Annotated in this window: 12 protein-coding genes and 1 pseudogene; 2 read left to right on the forward strand and 11 right to left on the reverse strand. The window is 73.4% G+C overall.

Going from position 1 to position 15,192, the window contains the following annotated elements; all coding sequences use genetic code 11:
- Positions 1–72: 72 nt before the first annotated feature.
- The 3 genes from B073_RS0102420 to bldG form a co-directional block, all read right to left on the reverse strand.
- A complete protein-coding gene (locus tag B073_RS0102420; protein WP_026246977.1) occupies positions 73–2,481 on the reverse strand; it encodes a sodium-translocating pyrophosphatase in 2,409 nt (802 codons plus the stop codon).
- A 613-nt stretch (positions 2,482–3,094) separates the two neighbouring features.
- Positions 3,095–3,535 (reverse strand): ATP-binding protein, encoded by a 441-nt coding sequence (locus B073_RS0102425; protein ID WP_018536501.1) that lies wholly within the window; start codon positions 3,533–3,535, stop codon positions 3,095–3,097.
- Between the two features lie 109 nt (positions 3,536–3,644).
- The gene (bldG, locus tag B073_RS0102430) at positions 3,645–3,986 is read right to left on the reverse strand and encodes an anti-sigma factor antagonist BldG (protein ID WP_004571875.1); all 342 of its coding nucleotides are present in this window, start codon (positions 3,984–3,986) and stop codon (positions 3,645–3,647) included.
- Positions 3,987–4,146: 160 nt separating this feature from the next.
- On the opposite strand from bldG, the gene B073_RS0102435 reads away from it, so the two are divergent.
- Positions 4,147–6,573, forward strand: coding sequence for a DEAD/DEAH box helicase (locus tag B073_RS0102435; RefSeq protein ID WP_106731739.1), 2,427 nt, complete (start codon positions 4,147–4,149; stop codon positions 6,571–6,573).
- 267 nt (positions 6,574–6,840) lie between these two features.
- Here the strand turns inward: B073_RS0102435 and B073_RS43515 are convergent.
- From B073_RS43515 to ssd, 7 genes and pseudogenes are all read right to left on the reverse strand, one after another.
- Positions 6,841–7,191: pseudogene (locus tag B073_RS43515) on the reverse strand (Rv3654c family TadE-like protein); the annotation flags it as partial.
- A 1-nt stretch (position 7,192) separates the two neighbouring features.
- Positions 7,193–7,603, reverse strand: coding sequence for a TadE family type IV pilus minor pilin (locus tag B073_RS0102440; RefSeq protein ID WP_234024971.1), 411 nt, complete (start codon positions 7,601–7,603; stop codon positions 7,193–7,195).
- Positions 7,590–7,727, reverse strand: coding sequence for a DUF4244 domain-containing protein (locus B073_RS43220; RefSeq protein WP_026246978.1), 138 nt, complete (start codon positions 7,725–7,727; stop codon positions 7,590–7,592). Before B073_RS43220 ends, B073_RS0102440 begins: the two co-directional genes overlap by 14 nt.
- A 518-nt stretch (positions 7,728–8,245) precedes the next feature.
- Positions 8,246–9,133 carry a type II secretion system F family protein gene (locus B073_RS43225; RefSeq protein WP_324608779.1) on the reverse strand — a complete coding sequence of 296 codons (888 nt, stop codon included), beginning with the start codon at positions 9,131–9,133 and terminating at the stop codon, positions 8,246–8,248.
- Positions 9,134–9,149: 16 nt separating this feature from the next.
- Positions 9,150–10,061, reverse strand: coding sequence for a type II secretion system F family protein (locus B073_RS0102460; RefSeq protein ID WP_018536506.1), 912 nt, complete (start codon positions 10,059–10,061; stop codon positions 9,150–9,152).
- A 17-nt stretch (positions 10,062–10,078) separates the two neighbouring features.
- Positions 10,079–11,236 carry a TadA family conjugal transfer-associated ATPase gene (locus tag B073_RS0102465; RefSeq protein WP_018536507.1) on the reverse strand — a complete coding sequence of 386 codons (1,158 nt, stop codon included), beginning with the start codon at positions 11,234–11,236 and terminating at the stop codon, positions 10,079–10,081.
- 190 nt (positions 11,237–11,426) lie between these two features.
- Positions 11,427–12,593, reverse strand: a complete 1,167-nt coding sequence (ssd, locus tag B073_RS38925) for a septum site-determining protein Ssd (RefSeq protein ID WP_051093886.1) — start codon at positions 12,591–12,593, stop codon at positions 11,427–11,429.
- A 471-nt stretch (positions 12,594–13,064) separates the two neighbouring features.
- Between ssd and B073_RS0102475 the strand changes: the two genes are divergently transcribed.
- The gene (locus tag B073_RS0102475; protein WP_018536509.1) at positions 13,065–13,985 is read left to right on the forward strand and encodes an HAD family hydrolase; all 921 of its coding nucleotides are present in this window, start codon (positions 13,065–13,067) and stop codon (positions 13,983–13,985) included.
- 297 nt (positions 13,986–14,282) lie between these two features.
- Here B073_RS0102475 and B073_RS0102480 read toward each other — a convergent pair whose 3' ends face one another.
- Positions 14,283–15,140: an oxidoreductase gene (locus B073_RS0102480; protein WP_051093887.1), complete on the reverse strand. Its 858-nt coding sequence runs from the start codon at positions 15,138–15,140 to the stop codon at positions 14,283–14,285.
- Positions 15,141–15,192: the final 52 nt, after the last annotated feature.

Raw genomic sequence — 15,192 nt, forward strand, 5'->3', positions numbered from 1 at the left:
TCCGGCGCGTACAAAAAGCGCCGTACACCCGCCCGTTGAGCGGTCCGCGGGCCGTCGGGGCGGCCCCTCCCGTCAGGACGCCACGGCCGTCTCGGTCGACTTGGCGACGCTTTCGGGATCCTCGGAGTTGTTGCCTTCGTCACCCACGGCGATTCCGCGCCGCTTGGAGACGTAGACCGCGACGACGATGACGGCGAGCGCCAGCACGGCGGCCGCGACGCGCACGCCGAGGCTCTTGTCATGGCCGTACGAGAACTTCACCACGGCCGGCGCGATCAGCAGCGCGACGAGGTTCATGACCTTCAGCAGCGGGTTGATCGCCGGGCCCGCGGTGTCCTTGAACGGGTCGCCGACGGTGTCGCCGATGACCGTCGCCGCGTGCGCCTCGCTGCCCTTGCCGCCGTGGTGGCCGTCCTCGACCAGCTTCTTGGCGTTGTCCCACGCGCCACCGGAGTTGGCGAGGAAGACCGCCATCAGCGTGCCGGTGCCGATCGCGCCGGCCAGGAACGACCCCAGCGCGCCGACACCCAGCGCGAACCCGACCGCGATGGGCGTGAGCACCGCCAGCAGCCCCGGCGTGGCCAGTTCGCGCAGCGCGTCCTTGGTGCAGATGTCGACCACCCGCCCGTACTCGGGCTTCTCGGTGTAGTCCATGATCCCCGGCCGCTCGCGGAACTGCCGGCGCACCTCGAAGACCACCGACCCGGCCGACCGCGAGACCGCGTTGATCGCCAGCCCGGAGAACAGGAAGACGACCGAGGCCCCGAGGACCAGGCCCACCAGGTTGTTCGGCTGCGAGATGTCCAGGCTCAGGCTCAGCCCGCCGGCCGCGTGGCCGACCTCCCGGACGGCGTTGGCGATCGCGTCCCGGTACGAGCCGAAGAGCGCGGACGCCGCCAGCACCGCGGTCGCGATGGCGATCCCCTTGGTGATGGCCTTGGTGGTGTTGCCCACCGCGTCCAGGTCGGTCAGCACCTGCGCGCCGTCCCCGGTGACGTCGCCGGACATCTCGGCGATGCCCTGCGCGTTGTCGGAGACCGGACCGAAGGTGTCCATCGCCACGATCACGCCGACGGTGGTCAGCAGGCCGGTCCCGGCCAGCGCCACCGCGAACAGCGCCAGCGTGATCGAGGCGCCGCCCAGCAGGAACGCCCCGTAGACCGCCAGCGCGATCAGCACCGCCGAGTAGACCGCCGACTCCAGGCCGACCGAGATGCCGGAGAGCACGACGGTGGCCGGCCCGGTCAGCGAGGTCTTGCCGATGTCCCGGACGGGCCGCCGGTTGGTCTCGGTGAAGTAGCCGGTCAACTGCTGGATCAGGGCGGCCAGCACGATGCCGACGGCGACCGCGACCAGCGCCAGGATCCGCGGGTCGCCGCTACGGCCCAGGATCTCCGGGTCGCTGACCCCGCTCAGGTCCTGGTAGCTGGACGGCAGGTAGGTGAAGACCGCGGCGGCCACCAGGACCAGCGAGATGCCGGCGGAGATGAAGAAGCCGCGGTTGATGGCGGTCATCCCGCTGCGGTCCCGGCGCCGGGGCGCCACGACGAAGATGCCGACCATCGCGGTGAGCACGCCGATGGCCGGCACCAGCAGCGGGAAGGCCAGCCCGGCGTCGCCGAAGGCCGCGGTGCCCAGGATGAGCGCGGCGACCAGCGTCACCGCGTACGACTCGAAGAGGTCGGCCGCCATGCCGGCGCAGTCGCCCACGTTGTCGCCGACGTTGTCCGCGATGGTGGCGGCGTTGCGCGGGTCGTCCTCCGGGATGCCCTGCTCGACCTTGCCCACGAGGTCCGCGCCGACGTCCGCGGCCTTGGTGAAGATGCCGCCGCCGACCCTCATGAACATCGCGATCAGCGCGGCGCCGAGGCCGAAGCCCTCCAGCACCTTCGGCGCGTCCACCGCGTAGACGAGCACCACACAGGACGCACCGAGCAGGCCGAGGCCCACGGTGAACATGCCGACGACGCCACCGGTTCGGAAAGCGATCTTCATCGCTTTGTGGGCGACCGCCGTAAGATCCTTCTGCTCTGCCGCGCCTTCTTCCGGAGTGGCTTCCCTGGCCGCAGCTGCCACACGCACATTGCTGCGCACCGCGAGCCACATGCCGATATAGCCGGTGGCCGCCGAGAATGCCGCGCCGATCAAGAAGAAGGCGCTGCGTCCGGCCCGCTGCGACCAATTGTCCGCGGGCAGCAACATGAGCAGGAAGAACACGACGACGGCGAATGCACCGAGGGTCCGCAACTGCCGTGCCAGGTAGGCATTCGCGCCTTCCTGCACCGCCGCCGCGATCTTCTTCATACTGTCGGTTCCCTCACCGGCCGCGAGCACCTGGCGTACCAGCACCGCCGCGACCGCCAGGGCGGCGAGGGCGACGACGGCGATCACCAGCACGATGCCGCGGTTGCCCGCGGTGAGCGAGGGTGCGGCCAGAACAGTGGGGGTGTCCATCAACTGAGGGGTGTAAGGCCCCGCCATTCGTCCTCCTTGACGTTATGGCACATGGGCGCGCGGAAGCACGCTCAGGCGTCCTGAGCAAGATGTGGACGGATTGTAGGGAGCGACGGTTGATCAAAACAGTGCGCCTCAAAGGGAATTCGCCTGCTCCCGGCGAAGATCAAAAGGCCGGTGGCTCACCGAATTCGTCCGGACGAAGGAAACCGGGTAATTCGCTGACCCCGGACAGATGATCTCTCGATACCATCGATCGGCCTGCTGATCCCCCTGCTCAAAGACCTCGCACCGCACCCCGCTCCGCCTGTGACCGCCGTGAAACGGGAGGGAATTGAGGCACCTGCGCCCCTCGCCCAGGGGCCGGAACACCGCCTCGGCAGCCTGCCGCCAGCCTCCTTCGCGATGATGACGCGCCGTCAGATCACGTCCGGATCGCATCACCTGCAAGAGGCGGAAAGGCCAGGAAGAGCACACCGGGTGGCGCAGGGACCTGACTGCGGGGTACGTACGGCTCACTGGTCGCAGACCGCGCACCGCGAGCCGCGGGTGCAGGCGAGTGCGAGCGCGGGTGCGTTTGCGGGTACGGGTGTCGGCCGGAGGCCGACGGCCGCCGGCCCGCCTTCGTTCGACGGCCGCCCTACGGCAGGACGACCGGAGCCGGGTGCGCGGGCCAGCTCATCCGGATGCGGCCGCCGTTCTTGCCGGAGGTCACCTCGACGTCGTCGACGAGCCCGCTGATGACCGCGAGGCCCATCTCGTCCTCGCCCTCGGCGTCGGTCTCCCCGACGCCCTCGGCCTCAGCGCCGCCCGCGGCGGACCCGCCTGCGCCCGGCACCTCGTCGCCGACCTCGATCGAGAACTTCTTCTCGTCCTCGATCAGCACCACCCGCACCGGGGCCGCGATGCCGTGGCTCTCGTGCAGCCCCACGGCCCGGCTGCACGCCTCGCCGACGGCGAGCCGCACCTCGTCGAGGACGGCCTCGTCCACCCCCGCGCGCCGTGCCACGGCAGCCGCGACCAGACGCGCGGTCCGGACGTGCTCGGGAAGGGCGCTGAAGCGAAGTTCGACGGTGGCCATGCCATCCCCCTCGTGATGCGGGCGTGCAACGCGGGGGGCCGGACGGGTTCGCCCGGTACCCCCCACTTCTTCCACCCCCGCGCCCGGAGCGCGGGGGACCGGCAAACCGTCAGTCAGTGGCTGCGACGGCTTCGTCGACCGAGGTGTGGATCGGGAACACCTTGGTCAGACCGGTGATACGGAAGATCTTGAGAATGCGCTCCTGATTGCAGACCAGGCGCAGCGAGCCCTCGTGGGCACGCACCCGCTTGAGCCCGCCGACCAGGACGCCGAGCCCTGTGGAGTCCAGGAAGTCGACACGTTCCATGTCCACCACGAGGTGGTAGCTTCCGTCGTTCACAAGCTCGACCAACTGCTCCCGCAGCTTGGGCGCGGTGTATACATCAATCTCGCCACCGACCTCGACGACCGTACGGTCGCCAACGGTCCGGGTCGACAGGGACAGGTCCACGGATCCTCCAGCACCTTGCTATCGAGCGGTCGCCCCCCTGGGGCCTCCCCACCGAGGTAGGGGCGGATCGGCAGCCGCCATGGCATTCAATCACTTACCAGCAGGCGTGCACGACGCCTTGTGAGCATTGTCCGTCACACCGGTGACACACTCGGTGCCGATGGCCTCCAATCGACTCCCGCCGGATCCCGGTGCGCGCACTTCCCCAGGCATGATTCTCGACCGTCTGGCCCGGGGCGCGACCCGCGCTGCGCGCATCACTCATACGGAGCACTTGCCCCCGCGGATCGGCACCCATGCCGACTGGCCGGCACAGATCCGGCCGGAAGTGATCGACGCCATCCGTTCGGCCGGAATCGAGCGCCCCTGGGCCCACCAGGCACGCACGTCCGAACACGCACTGCGCGGCGAATCGGTCGTGGTCGCCACCGGCACCGCCTCGGGCAAGTCACTGGCCTACATGGCGCCCGTCCTCTCCGCCCTCCTGGACGGGTCCGAAGCGCAGAGTCAAAAACTGCAGCGCGAAGCGTTTCCGCGGGGTGGTGGCGGGCGACGGGTGGGCGGGCGGGGGGCCACGGCCCTGTACCTGGCGCCCACCAAGGCCCTGGCGGCCGACCAGCGGCGGGCCGTGCGCGAACTGGCCGCACCGCTCGGCACGGCCGTCCGGCCCGCCGTCTACGACGGGGACACCCCGGTCGAGGAGCGCGAGTGGGTCCGCCAGTACGCCAACTACGTGCTGACCAACCCGGACATGCTGCACAGCGGCATCCTCCCGGCCCACGCCCGGTGGTCCTCCTTCCTGCGCGCACTGCGCTACGTCGTCATCGACGAATGCCACAGCTACCGCGGCGTCTTCGGCTCCCATGTCGCCCAGGTCGTCCGCCGGCTGCGCCGGGTCTGCGCCCGGTACGGCTCCGAGCCGGTCTTCCTGCTGGCCTCGGCCACCGCCGCGGAGCCGGCCCGGGCCGCGTCCCGGCTCACCGGGCTGCCGGTGGCCGAGATCACGGAGGACACCTCGCCGCGCGGCGAGGTGGTCTTCGCGCTGTGGGAGCCGCCGCTGACCGAACTCCACGGCGAGCAGGGCGCCCCCGTGCGCCGCACCGCGACCGCCGAGACCGCCGATCTGCTCACCGACCTCGCCGTCCAGGGCGTGCGCACGGTCGCCTTCGTGCGCTCCCGGCGCGGCGCCGAGCTGATCGCCCTGATCGCCCAGGAGCGGCTCGCGGAGGTGGACCGTTCGCTGCCCGGGCGGATCGCCGCGTACCGGGGCGGCTATCTGCCCGAGGAGCGCCGGGCCCTCGAACGCGCCCTGCACAGCGGCGAACTCCTGGGCCTGGCCGCCACCACCGCGCTGGAACTGGGCGTGGACGTCTCCGGCCTCGACGCCGTGGTCATCGCGGGCTATCCGGGTACCCGCGCGTCCCTGTGGCAACAGGCCGGCCGGGCGGGCCGCGCCGGGCAGGGGGCGCTGGCCGTCCTGGTGGCCCGCGACGACCCGCTGGACACCTATCTCGTCCACCACCCCGAGGCGCTGTTCGACCAGCCCGTCGAGTCGACCGTGCTCGACCCGGACAACCCGTACGTGCTCGCCCCGCACCTGTGCGCGGCCGCCTCCGAACTGCCGCTCACCGAGGCCGACTTCGCGCTCTTCGGCCCGGAGACGGAGGCGCTGCTTCCCCAGCTGGAGGCCGCCGCTCTGCTGCGCCGGCGCGCCACGGCCTGGTACTGGACGCGTCGCGAGCGCGCCGCCGACCTCACCGACATCCGCGGCCGGGGCGGCTCGCCCGTCCAGATCGTGGAGGCCGGCACCGGGCGGCTGCTGGGCACCGTCGACGCCGCGGCGGCGCACACCACCGTCCACGAGGGAGCCGTCCACCTCCACCAGGGCCGCAGCTATCTCGTCCGGCACCTGGACCTGGCGGACGACGTCGCCCTCGTGGAGGAGGCCAATCCCCCGTATTCCACGACCGCCCGCGACACCACCGCGATCTCCATCCTGGAGACCGACACCGAGGTGCCCTGGGGCGACGCCCGGCTCTGCTTCGGATCCGTGGAGGTCACCAATCAGGTCGTCTCCTTCCTGCGTCGCAAACTGATCACCGGAGAGGTCCTGGGCGAGACCAAGATCGACCTGCCGCCCCGTACGCTGCGCACCCGCGCGGTGTGGTGGACGGTCACCGAGGACCAGCTCGACGCCGCCCGGGTCAACCCCCAGCAGCTGGGCGGTGCCCTGCACGCCGCCGAGCACGCCTCCATCGGGATGCTGCCGCTCTTCGCCACCTGCGACCGCTGGGACATCGGCGGCGTCTCCGTCCCCCTGCACCCGGACACCCTGCTGCCGACGGTCTTCGTCTACGACGGCCACCCGGGCGGCGCGGGTTTCGCCGAACGCGCCTTCCACACGGCCGCCGACTGGCTCGCCGCCACCCGCAGCGCCATCGCGGCCTGCGAGTGCGAGGCCGGCTGCCCGTCCTGCATCCAGTCCCCCAAGTGCGGCAACGGCAACGACCCGCTCCACAAACGGGGCGCCATCCGGCTGCTGGGCGAGCTGCTGCGCGGGGCGCCAACCGTGGCGCCGGAGAGCTGAGCCCCGGCGGACCGGCGTTCGCACGGATCGGAACCGTGGAGCCCTGGACCGTGGAGCCCTGGACCGTCCGGCACCGGACTGGCCGGACCGCCCGGACGGCCCGGACGGCCGGTATCGCCCGCGCAGTGCCGGGGCTCGGGGTGGCGGGCCGACCCATGCGACCGTCAGGGGCCGCCGGCCGGCGCTCGCACCGGAGCCGGCGGCCGAAGCGGCCCCGGGAACCACGGTCCTCCCGGCGTCCAACGTGCCCGCGGCGGAACCCACGGCCGGGCCCGTCCGGGACCGCACCCGCGCCGCGAACGGCCCGCCACCGGCCTCGGCCGTGACATCGGCGATCAGCCCGGCCACCGCACAGCGCACCAGGCGGGTGTGCTGCCCGACGGCCACCCGGCGCGCCGTGGCGCACGCCGCCGCCGGGCCCCGGAGCACCTCGTCCGCGGCCGCCAGCGCTGCCAGGTCCGCGGCAGCGCCCGCCCGGTGCCGGGCGGCGACCGCCTGCCCGACGGCCATCAGCGCCGCGAAGACCGCGCACAGGGCCGCCGCCGCGAAGACCGTCCACACCGTGGCGGAGCCCGCGTCCCGGCCCCGGCTCCGTTGCCTCACTTTGGCCGAACCCACATCACCGCACCGTTTCCTCCGCAAGGGCCACCGCCTCTCCCCCGACCCGCACCGGAAGCCGCCCCGCTCCGGGCAGCGCGGCCTCGACCCGTACGCGCACCAGGTCGCCCTCACGCGTCACCGTGATCCGCGCGCCCCGGGGCGCCGCCCCACGGGCCGCGGCGAGCGTCTGCGCCGGCGGCTCCTGGCGGGCCGCCGCACGAGCGCCGGCCCGAGCGGCGTCCACACAGGCGATCCGGGCACAGGCGGCCAGCAGCCCCCAGATCAGCGCCGCCGCGACCGCCACCAGCACGGGCAGCACCACCGCCGCCTCCGCCGTCACGAACCCGCCGTCCCGGGCTCCGCGTCCGCCCGGTGGGCCCGCACCGGTACGCGCGGCGCGGGCCCGTCCTCGTCCCTCAGAACTGCACATCGAGCGCCCTCTGGACCAGGGCCCGCAGTGCCGCGGCCACCGGCCCGCTCGTCACGACCTTGTAGAGCACTGCCGCGAACGCGCATGCCGCCAACGTCCCCACCGCGTACTCCGCAGTGCTCATCCCGCGGTCCGTCCCGGCCGCGCGCACCCGTGCCCACCATCGACCGAACATCTCGTGCCTCCTTGGAAATCCCTCAACTTGTGTGTGAAGTCGTGCGTTTGGGTGTGTCTGGCTGTCTGCGTGCGCGCGTGCAAGCTTTTGCGCGCCTGCATGTCTGTGGTGCCTCGTTGTTGGTGCGTGCTTGGTTGCTGGTGTGCGTCCGGCTGTTGGAGTTGCGTCCGGTTGCCTGTTGCCTGCGTGTGTCCGGTCAACTGCACGTGACTGGTCGCCTGTGCGTCCGTGCCTCCATGCCTCCGTGCCGTGATTCCGTTCCTGTTCGTGTCGCGTCCGTCCCTCCCCCCGGCGCCCGCCCGCTCCGCGCCTGTCCGTGTCAACTGCGTCCGAGTCCGGGAGTCCGGTGCGGTGACGCCTCCGTGGAGCCCGTTGCGTGATCGCTCCGGGCCCCAGCAGGCCCCGCCTCTGCGCTCTCCGGTCACCGAGTCGCCACAGGCCCGTCTCCGCATCACCGCACCGCCGTCTCAGCCCATGCCGTCACCTCCCAGCAGTCCGCTCGCCAGCCCGATCAGGACCGGAGCCACCCCGAGCACCAGGAAGGCCGGCAGGAAGCACCCCGACAACGGGAGGGTGACGAACACCCCGGCCCTCCTGGCCCGCGCGGCCGCGGTCCGGCCCCATTCGGCGCGCAGTTCGGCCGCGACCCGGGAGGCCGGCTCGACCGCCGGGGCTCCCGATATGCCCGCGCGCTCCATGCAGCGCGCCAGCGCCTCGGCACCGGGGAGTTCCGCCAACCGTGGCCACACGGCCGCCGGTTCACCGCCCAGGCGCAGCTCCGCCGCGATATGGCGCAGGCGCTCGGCGACCACCCCGTCCAGGGAGCGGCCCACCGCCTCGGCCGCCTCCCGGGGCCCGGCGCCGGCCGCCAGACAGGCCGCCAGCAGGTCTCCGGCCGGGGCGAGTTCGGCGGCGACCCGGGCCGCCGAGGCCCGGTCGGCCGCCCCGGTCCGCTGCCGGCGCAGCCAGCGGTACGTGCCCCAGCCGACGGCCGGCCCCGCCAGCACCCCGGTGACGCCGCCCAGGAGGACGGCCATGCACCCGGCCGCCACCAGGGGGCCGCCCCATTCCTTCAGCCAGCCGTCCCCGCAGCCGCTCCCTTGGACCGCTCCAAGCCCCTTGAACCGGCCGCGGACTGCCAGTCGGTCGCGGACCACCCACCGCACCCGTGCGCGCAAGCCACCCTCGCCGCCGTACGCACTGTCGGCGGCCCCTTCCAGGACGACCGGCACCCGCCGCCGTACGGCGCGCTCCCGGCGCACCAGCCGCCCCAGCGCCACCGCGCACCACACAGCCACGGCGGCCAGCACCGCCATCCCCAACCTGTGGACAACGTCCGGACTCACTACACCCACCCCCTTCTCCTTCGCTTCACTTCCGCACCGTCGACGCGTCGGCGACGATCCGGGCCGTCCAGGCCACCCCGCCCCACTCCAGAAGCCCGCCGACGGCCAGGCAGCCCCAGCCGGCGGGGGTGTGCAGCAGCACCCCGAGGGGATCGGCACCGAGCGCGCCGCCCATCAGGAGCCCGCCCACCGGCAGCAGCGCGAGCATCAGGGCGGTGGCCCGCGGCCCGGCCAACTGGGCTTGCAGTTCCTCCCGTTGGTCCCGCTGCGCGGCCAGCCCGGCGGCGATCCGCTCCAGCCCGCGGGCCAGCCCCGCGCCGCCCTCCACCGCCGCCTGCCAGCAGGCCGCCGCCCCGGCCAGTCCCTCCGCGCCCGGCTGCCGCGCCGCCGCCCGCAGCGCCCCGGGGACGTCCCCGCCGTACCGCGCGGCCGCCAGCAGCGCGGGGCCCGCCTCCCCCAGCCCGGGCGCCCCGGCCGCGACCAGGGCCCGATCCGGCTGGCGGCCGGCGCGCAGCTCGGCCGCCACCGCCCCGCAGAACCGGATCACCACCGCCGAACGCCGCTCCGCCGCTCGCCGCCGCGCCTGCCCGGCCAGCCATCGCCGTACGACGACCAAAGCCACCACCGCGGCCGGCACCGGCAGCACCGACCGCCCCAGCAGCCCCAGCGCGATCCCGGCCGGCAGGCACCAGACCTCCGCACCGACCTCGCACCAGCGCCCGAGCCGCCATCGCCGGCACCCCGCGTCGCCGACCATCCGCCCGGCGCACCACTCCCGCAGCAGCGCGCCGCGCCCCCGGTGCGGCCGTCCGGCCGCGGCGTCCCCCAGGGCCATCGCCATCCGCCGTCGCAGGGCAAGCCCGCGCCGCAGCCGTCGCGCCAGTACCAGCACCACCACGCACCCCGCCGCGGCCACAACCCCGACCGGCCCCGCCATCGGCCCCGCGCCATCCCTCAGCACCGCTCGCCACCCCTCTCGCACAGCCGCGCCAACCGCCCCCAGCCGCAGGCCTCCTGGAAGCCCGCCTGGCTCCACACCGCCGCCGGAACGGTCGCCACGAAGCCGTCGCGATCCCGCTCCAGGACGTGGATCTCGGCGATCCGCCGCCGCCCGGACCGGTCGCGTACGAGGTGCAGCACGACCGAGACCGCGGCCGCCAACTGGCTGTGCAGGGCCGCCCGATCCAGCCCGGCGGTGCACCCGAGCGCCTCCAGACGGGCCGGCACATCGCACGCCGCATTGGCATGGACGGTGCAACAACCCCCCTCATGGCCCGTATTGAGTGCCGACAGCAGGTCGGTGACCTCCGGGCCACGCACCTCGCCGACCACCAGCCGGTCCGGCCGCATCCGCAGCGCCTGCCGTACGAGGTCCCGCAGGGTCACCCGGCCGGCGCCCTCCTGATTGGCGGGCCGGGTCTCCAGCCGCACCACATGGGGGTGGTCCGGCCGCAACTCCGCCGAGTCCTCGGCCAGTACGATCCGCTCCGCCGGTCCGACCAGCCCGAGCAACGTGCTGAGCAACGTGGTCTTGCCGGAGCCCGTACCGCCGCTGACCAGGAACGACAGCCGCGCGGCCAGCAGTGCCCTAAGCAGCCGGTCACCGCCCGGCGGAACGGTCCCGGCCGCCACCAGCTCCGCCAGCGCGAAGGCCCGGGGCCGCAGCACCCGTAAGGACAGACACGTCCCCGCGACCGCCACCGGGGGCAGCACCGCGTGCAGCCGTGTGCCGTCCGGCAGTCGGGCGTCCACCCACGGCCGGGCGTCGTCCAGCCGCCGCCCGGCGACCGCCGCCAGCCGCTGGGCGAGCCTGCGCACCTCGGCGGCGTCCCGGAAGCGGACGTCGGTGCGCTCCAGTCCGCCGCCCCGGTCCACCCACACCGCGTCCGGCCCGGTCACCAGTACGTCCGTCACCGCGGGCTCGGCCAGCAGCGGCTCCAGCGGCCCGCTGCCCACCATTTCCGAGCGCAACGCGCCCACCACGCCCAGCACTTCGGCGTCCCCGAGGAGACGCCCCTCCTCGCGCAGCGCCACCGCGACCCGGGCCGGCGTCGGCTCCGCCCCGGACTCCGCGAGCCGCCGGCGCACCACGTCGAGCAAGTCCCGGCTCATCGCGCATCACCGCCCCAGGCGGCCGTCACAGCCCACCCGCCCCCGAAGGGTCCGACGGCACCCCGGCTCCTACCGGACCACCACCCCGCCCCGCACCGCAGCCCGTCCCGCCACCAGTCCCCGAACCGCGGACCGCGCCGGTCCGGTGCCGCCCGGCCACGGTGCCCGAGCGCTCCCGTCTTCCCTCGCCTCATTCCCACGCACCCCCCGGCTCCGTCTCCGCTCCATGCACCGCACCCGCCGCACCGGCCCCTCCGGCACCCCGGACCCGCTCCCAGAACCCGGCGCAGAACCGCGCCAGCGGCCCCCGCTCCCGCGTGCCGGGCGCCCGCCCTCGCGCCAGGTCCTCCGACAGCCCCGCCTCCCAGGGCAGTTCACCCGCCAACGGCAGCCCCACCAGGCGCGCGACCTCCTCGGCCGTCGGCCCGCCGCCCGACCCCGGCCCGGGGTGCCCGCAGGTCACCACCCGGACGTCGCCGAGCACCGCCCGCACCCCGTCGGCCACCCGGCGCGCCGCCGCCACCGCGCGCAGCTCCGCGGGGACGAGCAGCAGCCCGATGTCCACCTGTGCCAGCGTCTCGGCCGCCGTCCCGTCCACCCGGCGCGGCAGGTCGACGACCACCACACCGCCGCGCCGCCTGGCCGCCGCCAGGACCGCCCGCACAGCCGGCGGCGGAATGGCCACCTCCGCGCCCCGGTCCCAGCTCAGGACCCGTAAGGAGTGCAGCCGGGGCAGCGACTCGGCGAGCGCGCCGCCCGCCACCCGGCCGCGCGACTCGGCGAAGGCAGGCCACCGCAGCCCCTTCTCCTGCTCGCCGCCCAGCAGGACGTCGAGCCCACCGCCCAACGGGTCGCCGTCCACGAGCAGGGTCCGCTCACCCGCGCGGGCGGCGGTGAGCGCCAGCGCCGCCGCGAGGGTGCTCGCCCCGGCGCCGCCGCGGCCGCCGACGACCCCGACCGTCAGGGCCGGCGGCCCGGCCCCCTCGACGGCGTCGGCGATCCGGTCCACCAGCCACCGCTCGCCGTCGGGGAGGGCCAGCACCCGCTCCGCCCCCACCTCCACCGCCTGCCGCAGCACGGCGACGTCGTCCGCGTCCCGGCCCGCGATGATCACGCCCGCGCGGCGGCCCACGACGGACAACCGGCCGGCCGCGTCCGCGCCGACGACCACCAGCGGCGCCGCTTCCCACTCCTCTTTCCCGAGCGGAGGGCGGTGCGCCACTTCGGGCAGCGCGCCGGCCGCCGCACACAGCCGCAGAAGGTCGTCGAGGAGCTCCTCGTCCTCGGTGATCAACAGCGGCCCGTCCCGCTCTTCACCGCTTCGCACCAGCTGGTCGGAACTAGATGATCCGGACACGTTCTGTCCCCCTATCGCTACGCAACTCGCGCTTCCGCGAACTTCGCGGACTTTCACGGTGCAGCGATCGGGAAATCTCTGTGGATCTTGACCCAAAACTGTGGACAACTCTGCGGTTGTGAATATCCCCGTCACCTATTCCAGCGACGCGGGGCAACTCCTGAGGCGCACGAGAAGCCTCCGCAGAGCAGTCCGACGACTACCGTGGGTGATGGCATATGCATGACAGGGACGACGCCCGTCAACGCGCGGAGAACGGCCGGATCAAGAGTTCACGACGGAAAAAGCGTCCGGACATGCGACGACCCCCGCCGGGGGGGAGAGCGGGGGTCGTCTCCACGGCCGGCTCGGGGGGGGGAGGAGCCGGACCGGGTTAGCACGGTCGCGAACGATCCGTGACTTCCATGGTGTACCCGAGTGCCTTCTCAGGCAAACCCACGCGCCACACCTTACGCCGAATGGTGGGCGCCTATGCTCACCCCCGTGGAAAACCACTCCGTGCCTCACTCGACGCCCCGTACTGCCGCGTTCTTCGACTTGGACAAGACCGTCATTGCAAAGTCGAGCACGCTGACCTTCGGCAAGTCCTTCTACCAAGGCGGCCTGATCAATCGGCGGGCCGTACTGCGCACCGCGTACGCCCAGTTCGTGTTCCTCGCGGGCGGCGCCGATCACGACCAGATGGAGCGGATGCGCGAATATCTCTCGTCGCTGTGCCGCGGCTGGGACGTGGCGCAGGTCCGGGAGATCGTCGCCGAAACGCTGCACGATCTGATCGACCCGATCATTTACGACGAGGCCGCCTCGCTCATCGAGGAACACCACGCGGCCGGACGGGACGTCGTGATCGTCTCCACCTCCGGCGCCGAGGTGGTCGAGCCGATCGGCGAACTCCTGGGCGCGGACCGGGTGGTGGCCACCAGAATGGTGGTCGGCGACGACGGCCGCTTCACGGGAGAGGTGGAGTACTACGCCTACGGCCCCACCAAAGCGGAAGCCGTCCGGGAGCTGGCCGCGTCCGAGGGATACGACCTCGAGCGCTGCTACGCGTACAGCGACTCGATCACCGATGTGCCGATGCTGGAAACGGTCGGCAACCCCTGCGCCGTCAATCCGGACCGGGCGCTGCGCCGTGAGGCGAACGCCCGCGGCTGGCCGGTGGTCACCTTCAGCCGCCCGGTCCCGCTCAAGAAGCGCCTGCCCACGCTGACGATGCCCTCCCGCCCGGTGATCACCGCCGTCGCCGCGATCGGCGCGGCCGCCGCCACCGCGACCCTGGTCTGGTACGCCAGCCGCCGCAATACGGGAAAGAAACGCCTCGCCGTATTGCCCGCATTTGCGGGCGATCGTAAAGATCTGCGAGCTGGGGTTCCGCTTGTCCCCCATGAGTAGTACAAAGGACTTGACGGCCCGCGAGACCAAGGACATCCGAGAGGAACGCCTTTAACGCATCAAGGCCCACGGACCGACGCATGAATGCCGAGCACCCACGCGACGCCGACCCGTCGATTACGGGCCAGCCGCACCAGGTAAGCGGACAACGAATCCGACCTGATGGGCAAAAATTCGAGCACGCATGGTAACTCGGCGGACGTGCCAGCGGCGGTACCGAAGGGTTGGTACCGCCGCAACCCGTGTGCGGCCCCGTACGGGCCGCGTGGCCCGCGTCAGAGCCAAGGCACCACGCCGTTACGCCGCGCCGCGCTGGAGCGCCTCGCAGACCGCCGTGCTCTCCCGTGCACCCAGCTCGATCGCCCGCCCGCAGTGGGCGATCCACTGCGCCATGCCTTCCGCGGTGCCCGAGGCATAGCCCTGGAGGGCCGCCGTGTAGTCCTCGCGTCCCTGTTCCGCGTGCCCGACCTCGGCCGGGCAGATCGCCTTCGGGTCCAGTCCGCTGCCCACCAGCACGATCCGCTCGGCCGCCCGCGCGACCAGCCCGTTGTGCGAGCCGAAGGGCCGCAGCGCCAGGAGTTCGCCGTGCACCACCGCGGCCGTCACCAGGGCCGGCGCCGTGGAACCCGCCAGCAGTACCCGCGACAGCCCGTCCAGCCGGCCGGCGACCTCCTCGGCATCCGGGAGCGGCAGCTCGATCAGCGGCTCGTCCACCGGTTCGCCGCCCTGCCGGGGCCGGCCCACGGTGTCGTCGGCCGCGCCGCCGCCGGCCGCGACCAGGTGCAGCCGGGCCAGCACACGCAGCGGCGACTGCCGCCAGACGCTGAGGAGTTGGCCCGCCTCGGCGGTCAGCCGCAGCGCCGCGCCGACCGTGCGCGGCTCGCCGCCCTCGCTGAAGTCGGTGCGCCGCCGGATCTCTTCGAGCGCCCAGTCGGCCCCGGAGAGCGCCGCGGAGCCACGGGACCCGCGCAGCGCCGCCTCGGCGGTGATCTCGGTGCTGCGGCGCCGCATGATGCGGTGCCCGTAGACCCGGTCGACGGACTTGCGGACGGCGTCCACCGCGTCCGCGACCCCCGGGAGCGACGCCAGGGGCGCGAGCGGGTCGTTGCCCCTCCGGGGAGGTTCGGGGGACGTCCCCCGGGAGATTCCAGCCATGAGGACGACCCTACGCACCACCAGGCCGGACCCCTCGAAGGAGTGGTCTTCT

The organism is Streptomyces sp. MspMP-M5, assembly GCF_000373585.1.
In the GTDB taxonomy this organism is placed as follows: Bacteria; Actinomycetota; Actinomycetes; order Streptomycetales; family Streptomycetaceae; genus Streptomyces.

Excerpts from the sequence above, each read along its gene's own strand:
- B073_RS0102475 (WP_018536509.1), top strand. The coding sequence starts at position 13,065 with ATGCTCACCCCCGTGGAAAACCACTCCGTGCCTCACTCGACGCCCCGT.
- B073_RS0102425 (WP_018536501.1), bottom strand. The coding sequence starts at position 3,535 with ATGGCCACCGTCGAACTTCGCTTCAGCGCCCTTCCCGAGCACGTCCGG.
- B073_RS43220 (WP_026246978.1), bottom strand. The coding sequence starts at position 7,727 with ATGAGCACTGCGGAGTACGCGGTGGGGACGTTGGCGGCATGCGCGTTC.
- B073_RS0102435 (WP_106731739.1), top strand. The coding sequence starts at position 4,147 with ATGGCCTCCAATCGACTCCCGCCGGATCCCGGTGCGCGCACTTCCCCA.
- B073_RS0102440 (WP_234024971.1), bottom strand. The coding sequence starts at position 7,603 with ATGTGCAGTTCTGAGGGACGAGGACGGGCCCGCGCCGCGCGTACCGGT.
- B073_RS0102460 (WP_018536506.1), bottom strand. The coding sequence starts at position 10,061 with ATGGCGGGGCCGGTCGGGGTTGTGGCCGCGGCGGGGTGCGTGGTGGTG.
- B073_RS0102420 (WP_026246977.1), bottom strand. The coding sequence starts at position 2,481 with ATGGCGGGGCCTTACACCCCTCAGTTGATGGACACCCCCACTGTTCTG.
- B073_RS0102465 (WP_018536507.1), bottom strand. The coding sequence starts at position 11,236 with ATGAGCCGGGACTTGCTCGACGTGGTGCGCCGGCGGCTCGCGGAGTCC.
- B073_RS0102480 (WP_051093887.1), bottom strand. The coding sequence starts at position 15,140 with ATGGCTGGAATCTCCCGGGGGACGTCCCCCGAACCTCCCCGGAGGGGC.